The organism is Streptomyces sp. NBC_00344, from assembly GCF_036088315.1.
GTDB lineage: Bacteria > Actinomycetota > Actinomycetes > Streptomycetales > Streptomycetaceae > Streptomyces.
The window spans coordinates 4,894,667-4,909,935 of record NZ_CP107996.1; the positions used below are offsets into that span (position 1 = coordinate 4,894,667).

Below are 15,269 nucleotides of genomic sequence, written 5' to 3' on the forward strand. Positions count from 1 at the left end.
GGCCGGGCCAGGTTCCGGCGGATGTCAGCCGATGGGTTCCGGCATGGGGACGACGTCGTAGGCCAGGCGGATGGTGTTGCCCGTGGCGGGGTCCGAGAGTTCCACGCGCCAGCGGTCGCCGAACTGGTCGACGTTCTCGGCCATCGGGATCGTGCCCGAGATGAGGACCGTGCCGGGGACCAGGTCGCCGCGGTCCTCGAGAGCTTTGAGCCAGTAGGCCGGGGGGAGCAGCTCGGCCAGAGTGCCGTTCTGGATCGCCGTCTCCGCTCCGGCCGGGCCCACCCAGGCGCGCAGGGTCAGGGAGTCGAGGCGGTCCTCCACCTCCGTCAGCCGCCATGCCGTGCGGGCCAGGACGTCGGGGCTCGCGTTCTTGCTCCAGGCGACGCCGTGTACCTCCAGATCGCGGTCGGTGTGGTCGCAGGCAGCCGTCAGCAGCAGCTCGCCGTCCGGGGCCACGACCAGAGCCCACTCCGCCTCGCCCGAGGTGCGGCCGTGCTGGACGGCGACCCGGTCGGTTTGCTGCGCCAGATACGGGGAGACGGGGTAGAGGGCCGGAATGGTGGCCGGCGCGGGGACACCCAGTTCCGCCAGCTCGGCCACATGCGCGGCCACATCGTCCTGGCTCCGCCCGGCGTATCCGGCGTTGAGCACCCGGTGGACATCGACGTCACGAGCGGATCCGTCGGGGAGCTCGAAGGTCAGCACGGCCATGGAAGGGCCTCCTGAAAGGTGGTTTCGAAGGGGTTAAGTTCCGGCGCGGGGGTTGCGCATACTGCCTGTATACAAGAAGTATGCCGAAAGGTCGATGTTCCCGAAGTCAGGACCGGAAGCATGCAGCACACTCAGCAAGGCACCGAGGCATCTCTCGCGAACCGCTCCGGGATCCGCCGCGCCTTCCTCGCCAGCCTCGTCGGCACCTCACTGGAGTGGTACGACTTCGCCATCTACTCGGTGGCCGCCGCGCTGGTCTTCGGAGATCTCTTCTTCCCGTCCGAGGACCCGCTCACCGGGACTCTGCTGGCGTTCTCCACCTACGCGGTGGGCTACGTCTCCCGACCGCTCGGCGGCCTCGTCTTCGGCTGGCTCGGCGATGTGATCGGCCGCAAGAGGGTTCTGACCGCGACGCTGGTGCTGATCGGCGCCGCCACCGTCGCCATCGGTCTGCTGCCCACCTACGGCACCATCGGCGTGGCCGCACCGATCGCCCTGGTGGTGCTGCGCTTCGCGCAGGGCGTCGGGGTCGGCGGTGAGTGGGGCGGGGCCGTACTGCTCTCCAGCGAGTACGGCGACCCGCGCCGCCGCGGCTTCTACGCCTCGGCCGCCCAGATCGGCCCGCCCGCCGGAAACCTGCTGGCCAACGGCGCTCTCGCCGCGCTCGGCGCGCTGCTCAGCGAGGACCAGTTCCTCTCCTGGGGATGGCGGGTGGCGTTCCTGCTCTCCGGAGTGCTGGTCGGCTTCGGCCTGTGGATCCGGATGAGCCTGGAGGAGACCCCCGTCTTCAAGGCGATGGAGGCGGAGAAGACGCGCCCGGAAGCCCCTGTCAAAGAGGTGTTCACCACGCAGTCGCGTGGCCTGACCGCCGCGATCCTCAGCCGGGTCGGCCCCGACGTGCTGTACGCGATGTTCACCGTCTTCGTGCTGACCTACGCCACCGATCAGCTCGGTATGTCCCGCGGCTCCGCGCTTGCCGCCGTACTCATCGGCTCGTCCCTGCAGCTCTTCATGATCCCGCTGGCCGGCGCACTCTCCGACCGGGTCAACCGGCGGCTGCTGTACGGCTGCGCGGCGGTCGGCGCCGGCCTGTGGCCCTTCGCGTTCTTCGCCCTGGTCGGTGGCGGGTCGTGGCTCCTGCTCACCCTCGGTGTGGTGGTGGGCCTGATGCTGCACTCGCTGATGTACGGGCCCCAGGCGGCCTTTGTCGCCGAGCAGTTCAGCCCGCGCCTGCGGTACACCGGCTCCTCGCTCGCCTACACGCTGGCGGGGCTCATCGGCGGCGCGGTCGCCCCGCTGATCTTCACCGCTCTGCTCGGCACCTTCCACGTCTGGGTGCCGCTCGCCCTGTACCTCGCGGTCGCCGCGGCCGTCACCGTCACCGGACTCTGCCTGGGCCGCGACGCGGACCCGGCGGAAGACGCGGACCTCACCCCTGCCCACCGAACGGAGTCGCCCTCGTGCGTATCGCCCTGAGTCAGCTCACCACCGGACCCGACCCCGGAGCCAACCTGGCCCTGGTCGAGAAGGAGACCCGGCGCGCCGCCGAGACGGGCGCCCGGGTGGTGGCCTTCCCCGAGGCCACCATGGCGGCCTTCGGCAACCCCCTCGCCGCTCTCGCGCAGCCGCTCGACGGGCCGTGGGCCGACGGGGTGCGCGAGATCGCCGCACAGCACCGGGTCGTGGTGGTCGCGGGGATGTTCACCCCCGCACCGGACGGGAAGGTCACCAACACCCTGCTGGCCACCGGCCCCGGGGTGGAAGCGGCCTACGACAAGATCCATCTCTATGACGCGTTCGGCTACACCGAGTCGCACGGTGTGGCGGCAGGGGACCGTATCGTCACGTTCCAGGTCGACGGGGTCCGTGTCGGGCTCGCCACCTGCTACGACATCCGCTTCCCCGAACTGTTCCGGGCGCACGCGGACGCCGGCGCGGCGCTGACCCTCCTCCCCGCGTCCTGGGGCGCGGGCCCCGGCAAGGCCGCGCAGTGGGATCTGCTGGTCCGTGCCCGCGCGCTGGACGCCACGCTCTGGGTCGCGGCCGTGGACCAGGCGGACCCCGCGGCGAGCGGAGCCACCGCCGTCTCCGGGGCGCCCACCGGCATCGGCCGCTCCAGCGTGATCGGCCCTGACGGCACCGTACGGCACGTACTGGGCGCCGAACCGGGCCTGCTGGTCGGGGACATCGACGCAGACGAGGTCGCCGCGGTGCGGCGCAGCACGTCCGTCCTGGCCAATCGGCGCCTGGTCCGGGGTATGGACGGAGAGACCAGGATCGGGGGGTCCGCGTGAACAAGCCGGAGTCGGAGTTCCATCCGCCCGCCGCCCCGTGGACCACGCCGCCGGGCTCCGCGCCCGGCGTCCTGGAACAGCCGCTCGCCGCGGCCACGGATGTCCACCACCGCACGGTGCTCCAGCGCTGGGCGCCGGGCACCGACAGTTCCGCGCTCGGGGTTGCCCGCCACGACTGCTGGGAGGAGGTCTACATCCTCGCGGGCTCGCTGCACGACCTCACCCTGGACCGGACGTTCACGGCCGGTATGTACGCGTGCCGGCCACCGGGAATGGAGCACGGTCCATGGGTCACAACGGATGGCGTCACCATGCTCGTTCTCACCTACGAACACGAACACGAACACGGACACGAGCACGGAGGCGACCGGACCGCGCCGTCGACGGAGACGCCTGACGGAGACGCCTGACGGAGACGCCTGACGGGGACGCCTGAGGCCGGCCGTCCGACGCCTTGCCCTTGCCGGGCTCCGGGGCTTCAGCCTGCCAGCAACACCGCGAGTGTGGACCGCAGATGGCTGTCGATCGCCGTGCACGCGGCGGGCGCGGCGCCGTCGGCCAGCGCGTCCACGATGGCCTGATGCTCGTGGAGTACGGCGTCCTGGCGTCCCCGCTGGTTGTAGAGCGCCACCACACCCGCCCGCACCTGGCGGCTGCGCAGCCCCTCGTAGTGGCGGTCGAGCAGGCTGTTCCCGACGGCGGACACCAGCGTGGCATGGAAGAGGTGGTCCACCGCGATGAACTCCTTGGCCTGCTCGGGGCCGCCGAGCAGGCGCTGGCTCTCCAGGCAGGCGGTCAGTTCCTCGATGGGCGCGGTGCCCGCGGCAATGGCGTGCTCGGCGGCGAACCGCTCGACGATTCCGCGCAGTTGCATCAGTTCGCTGATCTCGCGGCCGGACAACGGGGCGACCCGTGCGCCGCGCTTGGGCACCAGTTCGACGAGATCCTCGGCGGCGAGCAGCAGCAACGCCTCGCGGATCGGTGTACGGGAGACTCCGATCCTGTCGGCGATCTCCTGTTCCGAAAGGAACTCACCCTGCATCGCGGGATCGGTCAGCACGGTCTCCTTGAGATACGCGTAGGCGCGCTCCCTGCCCGACACCACCACTGAACGGCCCCCTTGTACACGACCCCGGTACACGACCCTGTGAACGACGACCCGAGCGTACGACGGTGCATACGACTCGTATACAGCGAAGTTACCATGTCGGCCACCGCTGTTACGGGCCCGGGACAGCACAGCGCCCGCTCCCCCTCTGCGGGGGAGCGGGCGCCGGCTCGGCGTCGGGCGCCGGTGGTCAGACCGAGCGGAACGCGAGCACCACGTTGTGCCCACCGAATCCGAAGGAGTTGTTGACGGCCGCGATGGCGCCCTGCGGCAGCGCCCGCGGCTTGTCCCGCACGATGTCGGCGTCCACGTCCTTGTCGAGCTCGTCGACGTTGATGGTCGGCGGTGCCATGCGGTGGTGCACCGCCAGAACCGTCGCGACGCTCTCGATGCCGCCGGCGCCGCCGAGCAGATGCCCGGTCATCGACTTCGTGGCGGACACCGCGACATGGTCGAGGTCGTCGCCCAGCACCTGACGCAGCGCCTTGATCTCCGCCACGTCACCCTGCGGGGTCGACGTCGCGTGCGCGTTGAGGTGAACCACCTCGGCCGGCTTCAGGCCGGTCGATTCGAGCAGATGCCGCAGCGCGGCTGCGATGCCGCGACCGGTGGGCTCCGGCTGTGCGATGTGGTGGGCGTCCGACGACAGGCCCTGGCCCACGACCTCGCAGTACACCCTGGCGCCGCGGGCGGCGGCGTGCTCGGCCGACTCCAGGACGACGATGCCGGCGCCCTCGCCGAGTACGAAGCCGTCCCGGGCCGTGTCGTACGGGCGGGAGGCCTGCTCCGGGTGGTCGTTGTTCTTGGACATCGCCATCATGTTGGCGAAGGCGGCGATCGGCAGCGGATGGATGGTCGCCTCGGTGCCGCCGGCGACGACGATGTCGGCCCGGCCGGTGCGGATCATCTCGACCGCGTAACCGACCGCCTCGGCGCCGGACGCGCATGCGCTGACCAGTGCGTGCACACCCGCCTGGGCACCGAGCTCGAGCCCGACGTTGGCCGAGGGGCCGTTCGGCATCAGCATGGGGACGGTGTGCGGGGAGACGCGGCGTACGCCCTTCTCCTTCAGCACGTCGTACTGGTCGAGCAGAGTGGTGATGCCGCCGATACCGGAGGCGATGACCGTGCCGAGCCGCTCGGGCTGGACAGCCGTGTCCTCGCCGGCCTTTGCGGTGAAGCCTGCGTCTGCCCAGGCCTCACGGGCCGCGATGACCGCGAACTGGGCCGAGCGGTCCAGCTTGCGGGCAAGCGGACGGGGCAGGACCTCGCTCGGGTCGACGGCCGCGGGCGCGGCAATACGGACCGGAAGCTCGGCGAAACGCTCATCGACGAGAGGCTTCACGCCGGAACGGCCCGCGAGCAGTCCGTCCCAGGTCGATGCGCTGTCGCCACCCAGCGGTGTGGTTGCGCCGATACCGGTGACGACCACGGTGCGATTGGTCGGGCTCACTGGAATTTCTTCTCCACGTGTAGAGGGATCTGAAGCACGGCGCCACCGCCGGGTGGCGTCAGCCGCAAGGGGTGGGTCAGGACTGGTGCTTGGAGATGTAGTCGGCAGCGTCGCCGACCGTCTTGAGGTTCTTGACGTCGTCGTCGGGGATCTTGACGTCGAAGCGCTCTTCGGCGGCGACAACGACCTCGACCATGGACAGCGAGTCGACGTCCAGGTCGTCGGTGAAGGACTTGTCCAGCTGGACGTCCTCGACCGGGATACCGGCGATCTCGTTGACGATCTCGGCGAGACCGGTGACGATCTCTTCCTGCGTGGCGGCCATGGTGGCGCTCCTTCGGTGTGTAGCAGAGTGTTTCGGTGACATCTGGGGAAGTTCGAACGAACCGGATTGCTCCGGAATGCCCTAGGGGAGGGTAACGACCGCCGCGGCGTAGACGAGACCCGCCCCGAAGCCGATGACGAGCGCGGTGTCGCCGCTCTTGGCCTGACCGGTTGCCAGGAGCCGCTCCATTGCGAGCGGGATCGAGGCTGCCGAGGTGTTGCCGGTGGTCTCGATGTCACGGGCGACCGTGACATGCTCCGGCAGCTTGAGTGTCTTCACCATCGAGTCGATGATGCGCATATTGGCCTGGTGCGGGATGAAGACATCCAGGTCGTCCGCGGTGATCCCGGACGCTTCCAGCGCCTGCTGGGCGACCTTCGCCATCTCGAACACGGCCCAGCGGAAGACCGCCTGGCCCTCCTGCGTGATCGCGGGGAACTTGGCCGGGCCGTTGCCGCCACGGTAGTCGGACCACGGAGCGGTCTGCTTGATCGTTTCCGCTTTGTCACCTTCGGACCCCCAGACGGTGGGTCCGATATGCGGCACGTCGGACGGACCGACGACGACCGCGCCCGCGCCGTCACCGAACAGGAAGGCCGTCGCACGGTCCTCCAGGTCGGTGAGGTCGCTGAGCCGCTCGACGCCGATGACCAGGACGTATTCGGCTGATCCGTCGACGACCATGCCCTTGGCGATGGTCAGTCCGTAGCCGAAGCCGGCACAGCCCGCGGAGATGTCGAAGGCGGGCGCCTTGCCGGCGCCGACCTTGTGGGCGATCTCGGTGGCGATGGCCGGGGTCTGCTTGAAATGCGAGACGGTCGAGACGACGACCGCGCCGATCTGGTCGGCGGTGATCCCGGCATCGGCGATCGCCTTGCCGGACGCCTCGATCGACATGGCGGCCACCGTCTCCTCGTCGGAGGCCCAGTGGCGGGTCGAGATGCCGGAGCGCGAGCGGATCCACTCGTCGGACGAGTCGATCGTCTCCAGGATCACCTCATTGGGCACCACCCGGGTCGGGCGGTAGCCGCCGACACCCATGATGCGTGCGTGCGGGGAGCCCTGGGCGGGCTTGATCTTCGCCATGCTCTCGGACTCCTTAGGCACCTGCCGCGTCAGCGGCAGGCGATTGGGTCTCGGCGATGAGTTCACGAGCAGCTTCGAGATCGTCGGGAGTCTTCAGGGCCAGCGTCCGGACACCGGGCATGGCGCGCTTGGCCAGCCCCACCAGGGTGCCGCCGGGGCAGACCTCGATGAGCGCGGTCGCGCCAAGCCCCAGAGCGGTTTCCATGCAGAGATCCCAGCGGACCGGATTGGAGACCTGGTTGACCAGCCGGGCGATGATCTCGGCGCCGGTGCTGACCACCCTGCCGTCGGCGTTCGAGATGTATGGCACGACCGGCTCCGACACGGCCAGATCCTCCGCGGCCTTGCCGAGTTCGGCCACCGCCGGGGCCATGTGGTGGGTGTGGAAGGCGCCGGCCACCTTGAGCGGGACGACCCTGCGCACCCCCTCCGGCTTGTTCTCGGCGAGCGCGGCGAGCTGCTCCGCGGTGCCCGCGGCCACGATCTGGCCGGCGCCGTTCACATTCGCCGGAGTCAGACCGAGCCGTTCCAGATGAGGCAGGACCGTCTCGGGCTCGCCGCCGAGCAGCGCCGCCATTCCGGTCTCGGTGACCGCGGCGGCCTCGGCCATGCCGAGTCCCCGGGTCCGTACGAATCCGAGCGCCGCGGCGTCGTCCAGTACGCCTGCGAAGGCGGCGGCGGTGATCTCGCCGACGCTGTGTCCGGCGACGGCGCCGGGAGTGAAGTCACCCAGCGCGGACGCCGACAGCAGACCTGCGGCGACGAGCAGGGGCTGGGCCACGGCGGTGTCGCGGATGGCGTCCGCGTCGGCCTGGGTGCCGTAGTGGGCAAGGTCGAGTCCGATGGCGTCCGACCACGCAGCGATACGGTCGGCGGCACCGGGGAGTTCGAGCCAGGGAGTCAGGAAGCCGGGCGTCTGAGCGCCTTGGCCGGGAGCGACGAGTACGAGCACCCTCACACTCTCTCTTGTGGACGGCTCCAAACGCCCGTGGGGACAGGGACGAAGAACCGGCGGGCTAATTGTTGGTGTTCGACAAAAGTCTAGAGCTGCGTATCCCCGTCGGCCAGGCGCCCCAGGATGAGCGCGATCCGCAAGGTGAATGCGGATCGCACATCGGAGGGTGACCACCCGGTGACGTCCGTCACACGTCGCAGCCGGTAGCGCACGGTGTTGGGATGCACGAAGAGCATTCTGGCCGCCCCTTCGAGGCTGCTGGCCTGTTCCAGATAGACGCTCAGGGTTTCGAGCAGCGCCGAACCCGCCTCTTCCAGCGGTCTGTAGATCTCCTCCACCAACTGCTCGCGCGCTGCCGGATCGGACGCGATGGCGCGTTCCGGCAGCAGATCGTCGGCGAGCACCGGGCGTGGCGCGTCCTGCCAGGCGTAGCCGGCCTTGAGTCCGGCGGCGGCGGCCTGTGCGGAGCGGGTGGCTGCCAGCAGGTCGGGAACGATCGGTCCCGCGACCACGGGCCCCGCGGCGTAAGGGCCGATCAGAGCCTTGGCGACCTGGAGCGGGTTGTCGTTGCCGCCCGCGATCACGACCAGGCGGTTCCCGAGCACCCCGGTCAGCACCTGGACCTTGGCATGCCGCGCGGCGCGGCGGATGGCCTCGACGGTGAGCTCGCTGTCCCCGTCGGGGGCGGTGCCCAGGATCACACAGACATGGTCGGGCGAGTTCCAACCGAGAGCCGCGGCGCGGGACACGGCCCCCTCGTCGGCCTCACCGGAGAGGACCGCGTTGACCACGAGCGACTCGAGCCGCGCGTCCCAGGCACCACGCGCCTCAGCCGCCTGCGCGTACACCTGTGCGGTGGCGAAGGCGATCTCCCGGGCGTACACCAGAAGCGCCTCACGGAGGGTGGACTCGTCACCGGGGGCGGCCACTTCCTCGATGGCCGTCTCCATGACCTCGATGGTGGTGCGCACCATCTCGACGGTCTGCCGCAGGGTGATCGCCCGGGTCAGTTCGCGGGGAGCGGTACCGAAGACATCGGTGGAGATGGCCTGCGGCGCCTCGGGATGCCGGAACCACTCGGTGAACGCCGCGATGCCGGCCTGAGCGACCAGGCCGATCCAGGACCGGTTCTCCGGAGGCATCGCCCGGTACCACGGCAGCGTCTCGTCCATCCGGGCGATGGCGTTCGCCGAGAGCCTGCCGGAGGCCTGCTCCAGACGCTTCAGCGTCGCGGCATGCGGATGTGCGGTGTGCGGTGAGGGCTGCGCGGCATGGGGTCGGGGCACATGCACAAGACTGCCTTATCGGGAGAGCGGTATCGCGTGGCGGGGCTACGGTGGTCGGCGTGATGGATGTACGGCGCTCCGGCGAGCGCTACCGCGGGGGCGATCCCGCGGCCGGTATCGAATCCCTGCACGCCTTCTCGTTCGGCGCGTTCTACGACCCCGGCAACCTCCGCTTCGGCCCGGTCCTCGCCTGTAACGAGGAGCGGCTGGCGCCGGGGGCCGGCTTCGACGAGCACCCGCACAGCCACACCGAGATCATCACCTGGGTCGCCGAGGGCGAGCTCACCCACCGTGACTCGGCCGGGCATGCCACGGTGGTGCGGCCCGGCGACGTCCAGCGGCTGTCATCGGCCGGCGGAGTGCGCCACGAGGAGCGCAACGAGGGACAGGACCCGCTGGTCTTCGTCCAGATGTGGCTCACTCCGCTGGAGCCGGGCGGCGACCCTTCGTACGACATCGTGCACGGCATCGCGGACTCCACGCCCTACGAGGTCAGGGCGGCGGGCGTGCTGCTCCACGTCCGCAGGCTGATCCCGGGCGAGCGCACCGCGGTGCCGGACTCCGCGGGGGTCTACCTCCATGTGGTGCGGGGCGAAATTCGCCTGGGAGAAACAGAGCTGGCACCGGGCGACGCGGCCCGTCTCACTGACACAAGCGGGCTCGATGTGGTGGCGGACACCGCGGCCGAAGTGCTGATCTGGGACCTCGGCACGGTCTGACAGCGGGCCCGCGCCCGACGTCTCAGGAGGCCAGTTCGGCGAGCACCGCGTCGGTGAACGGCGGCCAGGCCTCGATCGCCCACGGTCCGAAGTCCCGGTCGGCCAGCGCCACACAGGCGGCCCCCGCATCCGGGTCGACCCACAGGAACGTGCCCGACTGGCCGAAATGGCCGGAGGTGCGGGGCGAGGACGAAGCGCCGGTCCAGTGCGGGGACTTGGTGCCGCGGATCTCGAAACCGAGGCCCCAGTCGTTCGGGTCCTGCACACCGTAACCGGGCAGTACGCCCTTCAGCCCCGGATGGACGACCGAGGTCGCCTCGGCGACCGTGCGCGGGTCGAGCAGGCGGGGAGCCTGCAACTCGGCGGCGAACCGCGCCAGGTCGTCCACCGTCGACACGCCGTCCTTGGCGGGGGAGCCGTCCATGGAGGTCGACGTCATACCGAGCGGTTCGAGCACCGCCTGGCGCAGGTAGTCGGGGAAGGGGATCTCGGTGGCCTTCGCGATGTGCTCGCCCAGGGCCTCGAAGCCGGCGTTGGAATACATCCGGCGCTCGCCGGGGCCTGCCATCACCCGCTGTTCGTCGAAGGCCAGTCCGCTGGTGTGCGCGAGCAGATGACGGACGGTGGATCCACTGGGGCCCGCCGGTTCGTCGAGCTCGACGGCGCCTTCCTCGTACGCCACCAGCGCGGCGTACGCGGTGAGCGGCTTGGTGACCGATGCCAGCCGGAAGCGCCGTCCGGTCGGGCCGTGCGCACCGGCCAGGGTCCCGTCCGCTCGTACGACAGCGGCCGCCGCGTTCTCCACCGGCCAGTTCTCGGTCATCACCAGGCTCTTCATGGGTGACGAGCTTAGGGGGTGCCCGCCGGGCACCCGCGGGGGCTACAGGGCCAGCCGCATCGCGGGATCGGGGGTCCGTACGAAGCCGAGCGAGGCGTAGAGCGGCTCGCCCGCCGACGAGGCACGCAGATCGACCCTGGGGACCCCGCGCTCGCGGAACCAGTCGAGCAGCGCCTCCATACAGGCGCGGGAGAAGCCGCGGCGACGCATGTCCTGGTCGGTCGCGACACTGAAGACATAACCGCTCACACCCTCGGGGTTGCCGGGGCCGCCGAGCCGGTGTTCGACGATGCCCACCACGCACGCCGCGAGGCCGCCGTCCGGCCGGTCCACGACGAACGCGGTGAGGTCGCCCGCGGGATCCGCGAGCTTCACGCGGAGTGTCTCCACGGCGGCGGACTGCCAGCCGGTGTCCGGATCCCGCTCTCCTGACATCGAGTCCTGCATGACCTTGCGCAGGCGGACCAGCTCCTGGGCATCGTCGGGGGTGGCGCGGCGAACGGGGCTCATGCCGGAGAGGCTAGCGGTGGCGTCCCGGAAAGTTCTTCCCGTTTTCGCTTGCTTGGAGTGCACTCGAAGGATTTAGCGTTGAGGGTGTCGCGAGGACGAAGGGGAGCTGGGACCGCATGACTGTGATCGAGACCGTGCCCGCACCGGAGACAGCGAACATCTGCGCGGCGCCGTCCACCCGGGACAGGCGTCCCGACGGCGAGGACCAGTACACGATCAGCGAGGTCGTCGCCTTCACCGGGCTCACCGCACACACCCTGCGCTGGTACGAGCGGATCGGCCTGATGCCGCACATCGACCGGTCGCACACCGGTCAGCGCCGCTTCAGCAATCGCGACCTGGACTGGCTCGTCTTCGTCGGCAAGCTGCGGCTGACCGGAATGCCGGTCGCGGACATGGTCCGCTACGCCGAGCTGGCACGCGAAGGGGAGGCCACCTTCGAGGCGAGGCAGGAGCTCCTCGAGCAGACCCGCCGCGATGTGCGGACGCGCATCGCGGAGCTGCAGGACACCCTCGCCGTACTCGACTTCAAGATCGGCTTTTACGCGGACGCCCGGCGGGCGTCGGAGAGGTTCTAGACCTGATGAGCAGCGAAAAGATCAGCAAGGTACGACTGGGCCGGAACGGGCCCGAGGTCGGTGTGCAGGGTTTCGGTGCCATGGGCATCAGCGAGTTCTACGGAGACACCGACGAGGCGGCGGCCCGCGACACGCTCGAGGCAACGGTCGAGGCGGGCGTCACCCTCATCGACACGGCCGACATCTACGGCTCGGGCGCCAACGAGAGCTTCCTGGCCCCGTTCGTCGCCGCACACCGCGACGAGATCACCCTGGCCACCAAGTTCGCCGTCGAGCGCCGCGCGGACGACCCCGGGTACCGCGCCGTGCGCAACGACGCGGCCTATGTCCGCCAGGCGGTCGAGGCCAGCCTGCGCAGGCTGGGCGTGGAGGCGATCGACCTCTACTACATGCACCGTCGCGACCCCTCCGTGCCGCTGGCCGAGTCCGTCGGCGTCATGGCGGAGCTGGTACAGGCGGGGAAGGTCAAGTACCTCGGTCTGAGCGAGGTCACCGGGGCCGAGCTGCGCGAGGCTCATGCCGTGCACCCCATCACCGCGCTGCAGTCCGAGTGGTCGCTGTTCAGCCGTGACACGGAGATCAGTGCGGTGGGCGCGGCAGCCGAACTCGGGGTGGCCGTCGTGCCGTACTCCCCGCTCGGCCGCGGTTTCCTGACCGGCTCGTTCTCGGACGCGTCCAAGGAGCTGGCCGGCGGCGACTTCCGTCAGTCCCAGCCCCGGTTCACGGGTGACAACGCCAGGACCAACGCGGCACTGCTCGAGCCGGTACACAAGATCGCCGCGGCGCACGGAGCCACGGCCGCCCAGGTCGCCCTCGCCTGGGTGCAGCAGCGGGCTGAGGTGCACGGCCTCGCGGTGGTGCCGATCCCGGGGACCCGGAAGCGCAGCCGTCTGCTGGAGAACACCGGCGCCACCCGCCTCCGGCTGACCGCGGACGACCTGGCCCTCCTGGAGCCGATCGCCGGCCAGGTCGCCGGGGAGCGGTACCCGGACATGTCGTCGACAGCTGCGGCCCGCGAATAGCGGCTGTCCCGGCGGGCACCCGCCCCGGCACCTGTGCGCAGCCCGCCGCGAGCAGCCCCCGAGGCCGCCCGGCGGGCTGTTCCCGCATTCCCGGGCCGGTGCCCCGCGGTGCCGCACGCACGGAGAGTGACTCCGGTGTGAAGCGCCGGCCCCGGTATGGAGCGCAGTCCCGGGGCCGGCGCGGGACAACGCGACGCACCCGGGCTCCCTACAGTTCGGCGAGCAGTTCCGACTTCTTGGCGGTGAACTCCTCGTCGGTCACCAGACCGGAGTGGTGCAGTTCTGCCAAGTGCCGTATCCGCTCGGCGATATCGGCGGGATCACGCCTCCCGGCGGCCACTGGAACCGGAACCGGAGCGGTCCTGGCGTTCCTCGCCGCTCCCAGTACGGCGGCGGCGAAGGGCAGTGACTCGTGCACGGGTCCGTAGCCGAGCCCGAAGACCACCGCGGAGGGGTCCTGGTCCGCTTGCGCGGCACCGCCGTCGCCGCGTTTGAGCAGTCGCAGATAGCCGTCCAGGGCCTCCGGGGAGCGCCAGTCGACGCCGGTCAGGTCCGTCACCGGAATCCGCTGGTCGCCGCACTTCCACTTGGCGGACGAGGCCCCTGTCCACGACCACCTGAACGACACCTGCTTGCCGTCGAAGGACGCCTTGCCGTCGTAGGCCTTGAAGTGCAGAGGCCCCTCCGGGGCTGCCACCAGAAAGCGCTCGGCCGGCTCCTTGGCGTCCGGGGTCAGACGGGCGGCAAGCTCCTCGGCGTAGTACTCCGCGAGCGTCACCCGCTCCGCGGGCAGCACCAGCCGGTACGGGTCGCACGCCTCCTTCAGCTGGCCGGACGCCGCCTCCATCAGCGGATCCGCGCCGGCGCGCGGCACCGCCTGCAGCACCACCGTCCCGCGTCTGCCCCCTCTGAGAGTCACGGACTCCAGCGCTTCGTGCGGGATACGCCGCCCGCGCAGCGCCGTGAACAGCTTCGGCGTGCGGATCCCCCGTTCGAAGCGGATGAGCACGGAGTCTGTCGCGAACTCCCAGGTGGCTTGAATTCCCGCCAGCACATCACCCATGTGCCACATCGTAGGGGGCGTGCGCCCGCGCGTCGCCCCTCGGCGCGGGACCGGATTCACCGGCTTCTACGCGCGTCCGTCCCCTCCGTCACCGCAAAATCAGCTGTGACAGGAGTCCCTGCCGTCCGCACAGCTCACGGAGGCGAACTTCCCGGTACCCACTGCGGCGAAGTTGCTGAGACTTTCGGTGCCCGGCTCGAAGTAGCCTGCGTGGCCGTGCGCACCGCCCGCCGAGACCACTCGGGCGCCGAAGCCGGAGGACACGGGGTCTGCGCCGTGCCCGAGGCCGCCGACGTCCAGATGCGGCACGTCCTGGATCCAGTCGTCGCTGTCCCGCATCGCCCACACCCGGGCGTCGGTGTCCAGCCCCGCGGCGCTCCCGGTCCGCATCCCCGGGCTTCCGGCGACCGCGATGTCGCTGACCCTGGTGGACATGTCGTGCGCGGCCACCCCGCACACCACCGACCCGTAGCTGTGGCAGATCAGCGCAACCGGTGCGTTCCCCGGCAGGGCGTCGACCAGTGCGTGCAGCCGTACGGCACCGTCCTCGGCGAGCCGGCCGATGGCGGCGTCGACTCCGACCCCGACCGGCGAAGTGAAGTCGGCCCAGGCGATAACTGCCGTATGGGCGCCCGGGCTTGTGGTGTGCTCGGCGGCGTACAGCGACTTGGCCATGCCCACCGGTGCCGAGTACGGGCGCTGGGCCCGCTGGAAGGTCAGCAGATTGGTGTCGACTCCGGGCACGACGACCGAGATGTGCTGGGCGCGCTGCAGATTGCCGAAGACCTCGGCGACCCGGCCGGTACCCGCCGGGTCGAACGCCAGGATCTGCCGGCCGTCCTGCAGCAGCGCCGAGTACCGGTCGTAGGTACGTACGGCGTCCTGGTGTCCGTCGGCGCTCAGCGTGGAGTCCGTGAGCCGCCGGCGTTCCACGGTGCGGGCCTGCTCCAGTGCGGAACGGTTCGCGTGGTAGCGCAGGGTCACCGGGGCGCCGTTGAGGTTGCCCACGACCAGCGGATAGCGGTCCGCGAGGCGAGTGCGCTGTGTGGTGCTCAGCGAGGCGAAGAAATGCGCGAGCCGGGACGGCGACGCGGCGGGCGACGGCAGTTGATGACCGGCGACGGTGCCACGGCCCCAGGCGGCGAGCGAGGCCTCGCGGGCGCCGGGGGTCCTGTGGTGGTGGGTCGCGGTCCATCCGGTCGTGGCCAGCATGACGAACACCACCGCGAGCGCGAGCAGAGTGCGCCAGACGGTGAGAGTGGGGGAGGAGTCGAAGGAAGTCACTGAGGCCCACCCTAGGAGACGCGGAGGGCCCCTCGCG

At 70.4% G+C, this 15,269-nt stretch carries 17 protein-coding genes; 6 read left to right on the forward strand and 11 right to left on the reverse strand.

All coding sequences use genetic code 11. The features are described 5' to 3' along the window. Positions 1-24 precede the first annotated feature (24 nt). On the reverse strand, positions 25-711 hold the full coding sequence (locus tag OHS16_RS22015) for a DUF2848 domain-containing protein (protein ID WP_328538951.1): 687 nt from the start codon (positions 709-711) through the stop codon (positions 25-27). Between the two features lie 120 nt (positions 712-831). On the opposite strand from OHS16_RS22015, the gene OHS16_RS22020 reads away from it, so the two are divergent. Genes OHS16_RS22020 through OHS16_RS22030 form a run of 3 tightly spaced genes read left to right on the forward strand, consistent with a single transcriptional unit; the run spans position 832 to position 3,415 of the window. Next, positions 832-2,187, forward strand: a complete 1,356-nt coding sequence (locus OHS16_RS22020) for an MFS transporter (RefSeq protein WP_328538952.1) — start codon at positions 832-834, stop codon at positions 2,185-2,187. Beyond that, a complete protein-coding gene (locus OHS16_RS22025) occupies positions 2,172-3,005 on the forward strand; it encodes a carbon-nitrogen hydrolase family protein (protein ID WP_328538953.1) in 834 nt (277 codons plus the stop codon). The genes OHS16_RS22020 and OHS16_RS22025 overlap by 16 nt, the downstream gene beginning before the upstream one ends. After that, positions 3,002-3,415 carry a cupin domain-containing protein gene (locus OHS16_RS22030; protein WP_328538954.1) on the forward strand — a complete coding sequence of 138 codons (414 nt, stop codon included), beginning with the start codon at positions 3,002-3,004 and terminating at the stop codon, positions 3,413-3,415. Before OHS16_RS22025 ends, OHS16_RS22030 begins: the two co-directional genes overlap by 4 nt. Before the next feature lie 68 nt (positions 3,416-3,483). On the opposite strand, the gene OHS16_RS22035 is transcribed toward OHS16_RS22030, so the two are convergent. The 6 genes from OHS16_RS22035 to OHS16_RS22060 form a co-directional block, all read right to left on the reverse strand. Beyond that, positions 3,484-4,110 carry a GntR family transcriptional regulator gene (locus tag OHS16_RS22035; protein WP_328540937.1) on the reverse strand — a complete coding sequence of 209 codons (627 nt, stop codon included), beginning with the start codon at positions 4,108-4,110 and terminating at the stop codon, positions 3,484-3,486. A gap of 193 nt (positions 4,111-4,303) precedes the next feature. Beyond that, entirely contained in the window at positions 4,304-5,566 is a 1,263-nt protein-coding gene (fabF, locus tag OHS16_RS22040) for a beta-ketoacyl-ACP synthase II (RefSeq protein ID WP_328538955.1), read from the reverse strand. A 76-nt stretch (positions 5,567-5,642) separates the two neighbouring features. After that, positions 5,643-5,891, reverse strand: a complete 249-nt coding sequence (locus tag OHS16_RS22045) for an acyl carrier protein (protein ID WP_328538956.1) — start codon at positions 5,889-5,891, stop codon at positions 5,643-5,645. Positions 5,892-5,972: 81 nt separating this feature from the next. Further along, a complete protein-coding gene (locus tag OHS16_RS22050) occupies positions 5,973-6,977 on the reverse strand; it encodes a ketoacyl-ACP synthase III (RefSeq protein WP_328538957.1) in 1,005 nt (334 codons plus the stop codon). A 13-nt stretch (positions 6,978-6,990) separates the two neighbouring features. Beyond that, complete coding sequence (locus OHS16_RS22055; RefSeq protein ID WP_328538958.1) at positions 6,991-7,929, reverse strand: ACP S-malonyltransferase; 939 nt, start codon at positions 7,927-7,929, stop codon at positions 6,991-6,993. An 89-nt stretch (positions 7,930-8,018) separates the two neighbouring features. Beyond that, a complete protein-coding gene (locus tag OHS16_RS22060) occupies positions 8,019-9,224 on the reverse strand; it encodes a PucR family transcriptional regulator (protein WP_328538959.1) in 1,206 nt (401 codons plus the stop codon). A 56-nt stretch (positions 9,225-9,280) separates the two neighbouring features. Here OHS16_RS22060 and OHS16_RS22065 point away from each other — a divergent pair, with 56 nt between their 5' ends. After that, positions 9,281-9,937 carry a pirin family protein gene (locus tag OHS16_RS22065; protein ID WP_328540938.1) on the forward strand — a complete coding sequence of 219 codons (657 nt, stop codon included), beginning with the start codon at positions 9,281-9,283 and terminating at the stop codon, positions 9,935-9,937. Between the two features lie 22 nt (positions 9,938-9,959). On the opposite strand, the gene OHS16_RS22070 is transcribed toward OHS16_RS22065, so the two are convergent. Together OHS16_RS22070 and OHS16_RS22075 are read right to left on the reverse strand one after the other, a co-directional pair. Further along, positions 9,960-10,775 (reverse strand): serine hydrolase domain-containing protein, encoded by an 816-nt coding sequence (locus OHS16_RS22070; protein ID WP_328538960.1) that lies wholly within the window; start codon positions 10,773-10,775, stop codon positions 9,960-9,962. A gap of 42 nt (positions 10,776-10,817) precedes the next feature. Further along, positions 10,818-11,348: a GNAT family N-acetyltransferase gene (locus OHS16_RS22075; RefSeq protein WP_443042666.1), complete on the reverse strand. Its 531-nt coding sequence runs from the start codon at positions 11,346-11,348 to the stop codon at positions 10,818-10,820. Between the two features lie 53 nt (positions 11,349-11,401). Between OHS16_RS22075 and OHS16_RS22080 the strand changes: the two genes are divergently transcribed. Together OHS16_RS22080 and OHS16_RS22085 are read left to right on the forward strand one after the other, a co-directional pair. After that, positions 11,402-11,863, forward strand: a complete 462-nt coding sequence (locus OHS16_RS22080) for a MerR family transcriptional regulator (protein WP_328538962.1) — start codon at positions 11,402-11,404, stop codon at positions 11,861-11,863. A gap of 5 nt (positions 11,864-11,868) precedes the next feature. Beyond that, positions 11,869-12,885, forward strand: coding sequence for an aldo/keto reductase (locus OHS16_RS22085; RefSeq protein WP_328538963.1), 1,017 nt, complete (start codon positions 11,869-11,871; stop codon positions 12,883-12,885). A 208-nt stretch (positions 12,886-13,093) separates the two neighbouring features. On the opposite strand, the gene OHS16_RS22090 is transcribed toward OHS16_RS22085, so the two are convergent. Both OHS16_RS22090 and OHS16_RS22095 read right to left on the reverse strand, forming a co-directional pair. Continuing rightward, positions 13,094-13,948 carry a DUF4429 domain-containing protein gene (locus OHS16_RS22090; RefSeq protein WP_328538964.1) on the reverse strand — a complete coding sequence of 285 codons (855 nt, stop codon included), beginning with the start codon at positions 13,946-13,948 and terminating at the stop codon, positions 13,094-13,096. A gap of 99 nt (positions 13,949-14,047) precedes the next feature. After that, the gene (locus OHS16_RS22095) at positions 14,048-15,232 is read right to left on the reverse strand and encodes an alpha/beta hydrolase (protein ID WP_328538965.1); all 1,185 of its coding nucleotides are present in this window, start codon (positions 15,230-15,232) and stop codon (positions 14,048-14,050) included. Positions 15,233-15,269: the final 37 nt, after the last annotated feature.

What these genes read in the sequence shown, in the direction of transcription:
- OHS16_RS22090 (WP_328538964.1), bottom strand. Translation starts at nt 13,948, where the DNA reads ATGGGTGATGTGCTGGCGGGAATTCAAGCCACCTGGGAGTTCGCGACA.
- OHS16_RS22085 (WP_328538963.1), top strand. Translation starts at nt 11,869, where the DNA reads ATGAGCAGCGAAAAGATCAGCAAGGTACGACTGGGCCGGAACGGGCCC.
- OHS16_RS22080 (WP_328538962.1), top strand. Translation starts at nt 11,402, where the DNA reads ATGACTGTGATCGAGACCGTGCCCGCACCGGAGACAGCGAACATCTGC.
- OHS16_RS22050 (WP_328538957.1), bottom strand. Translation starts at nt 6,977, where the DNA reads ATGGCGAAGATCAAGCCCGCCCAGGGCTCCCCGCACGCACGCATCATG.
- OHS16_RS22045 (WP_328538956.1), bottom strand. Translation starts at nt 5,891, where the DNA reads ATGGCCGCCACGCAGGAAGAGATCGTCACCGGTCTCGCCGAGATCGTC.
- OHS16_RS22070 (WP_328538960.1), bottom strand. Translation starts at nt 10,775, where the DNA reads ATGAAGAGCCTGGTGATGACCGAGAACTGGCCGGTGGAGAACGCGGCG.
- OHS16_RS22065 (WP_328540938.1), top strand. Translation starts at nt 9,281, where the DNA reads ATGGATGTACGGCGCTCCGGCGAGCGCTACCGCGGGGGCGATCCCGCG.
- OHS16_RS22020 (WP_328538952.1), top strand. Translation starts at nt 832, where the DNA reads ATGCAGCACACTCAGCAAGGCACCGAGGCATCTCTCGCGAACCGCTCC.
- OHS16_RS22015 (WP_328538951.1), bottom strand. Translation starts at nt 711, where the DNA reads ATGGCCGTGCTGACCTTCGAGCTCCCCGACGGATCCGCTCGTGACGTC.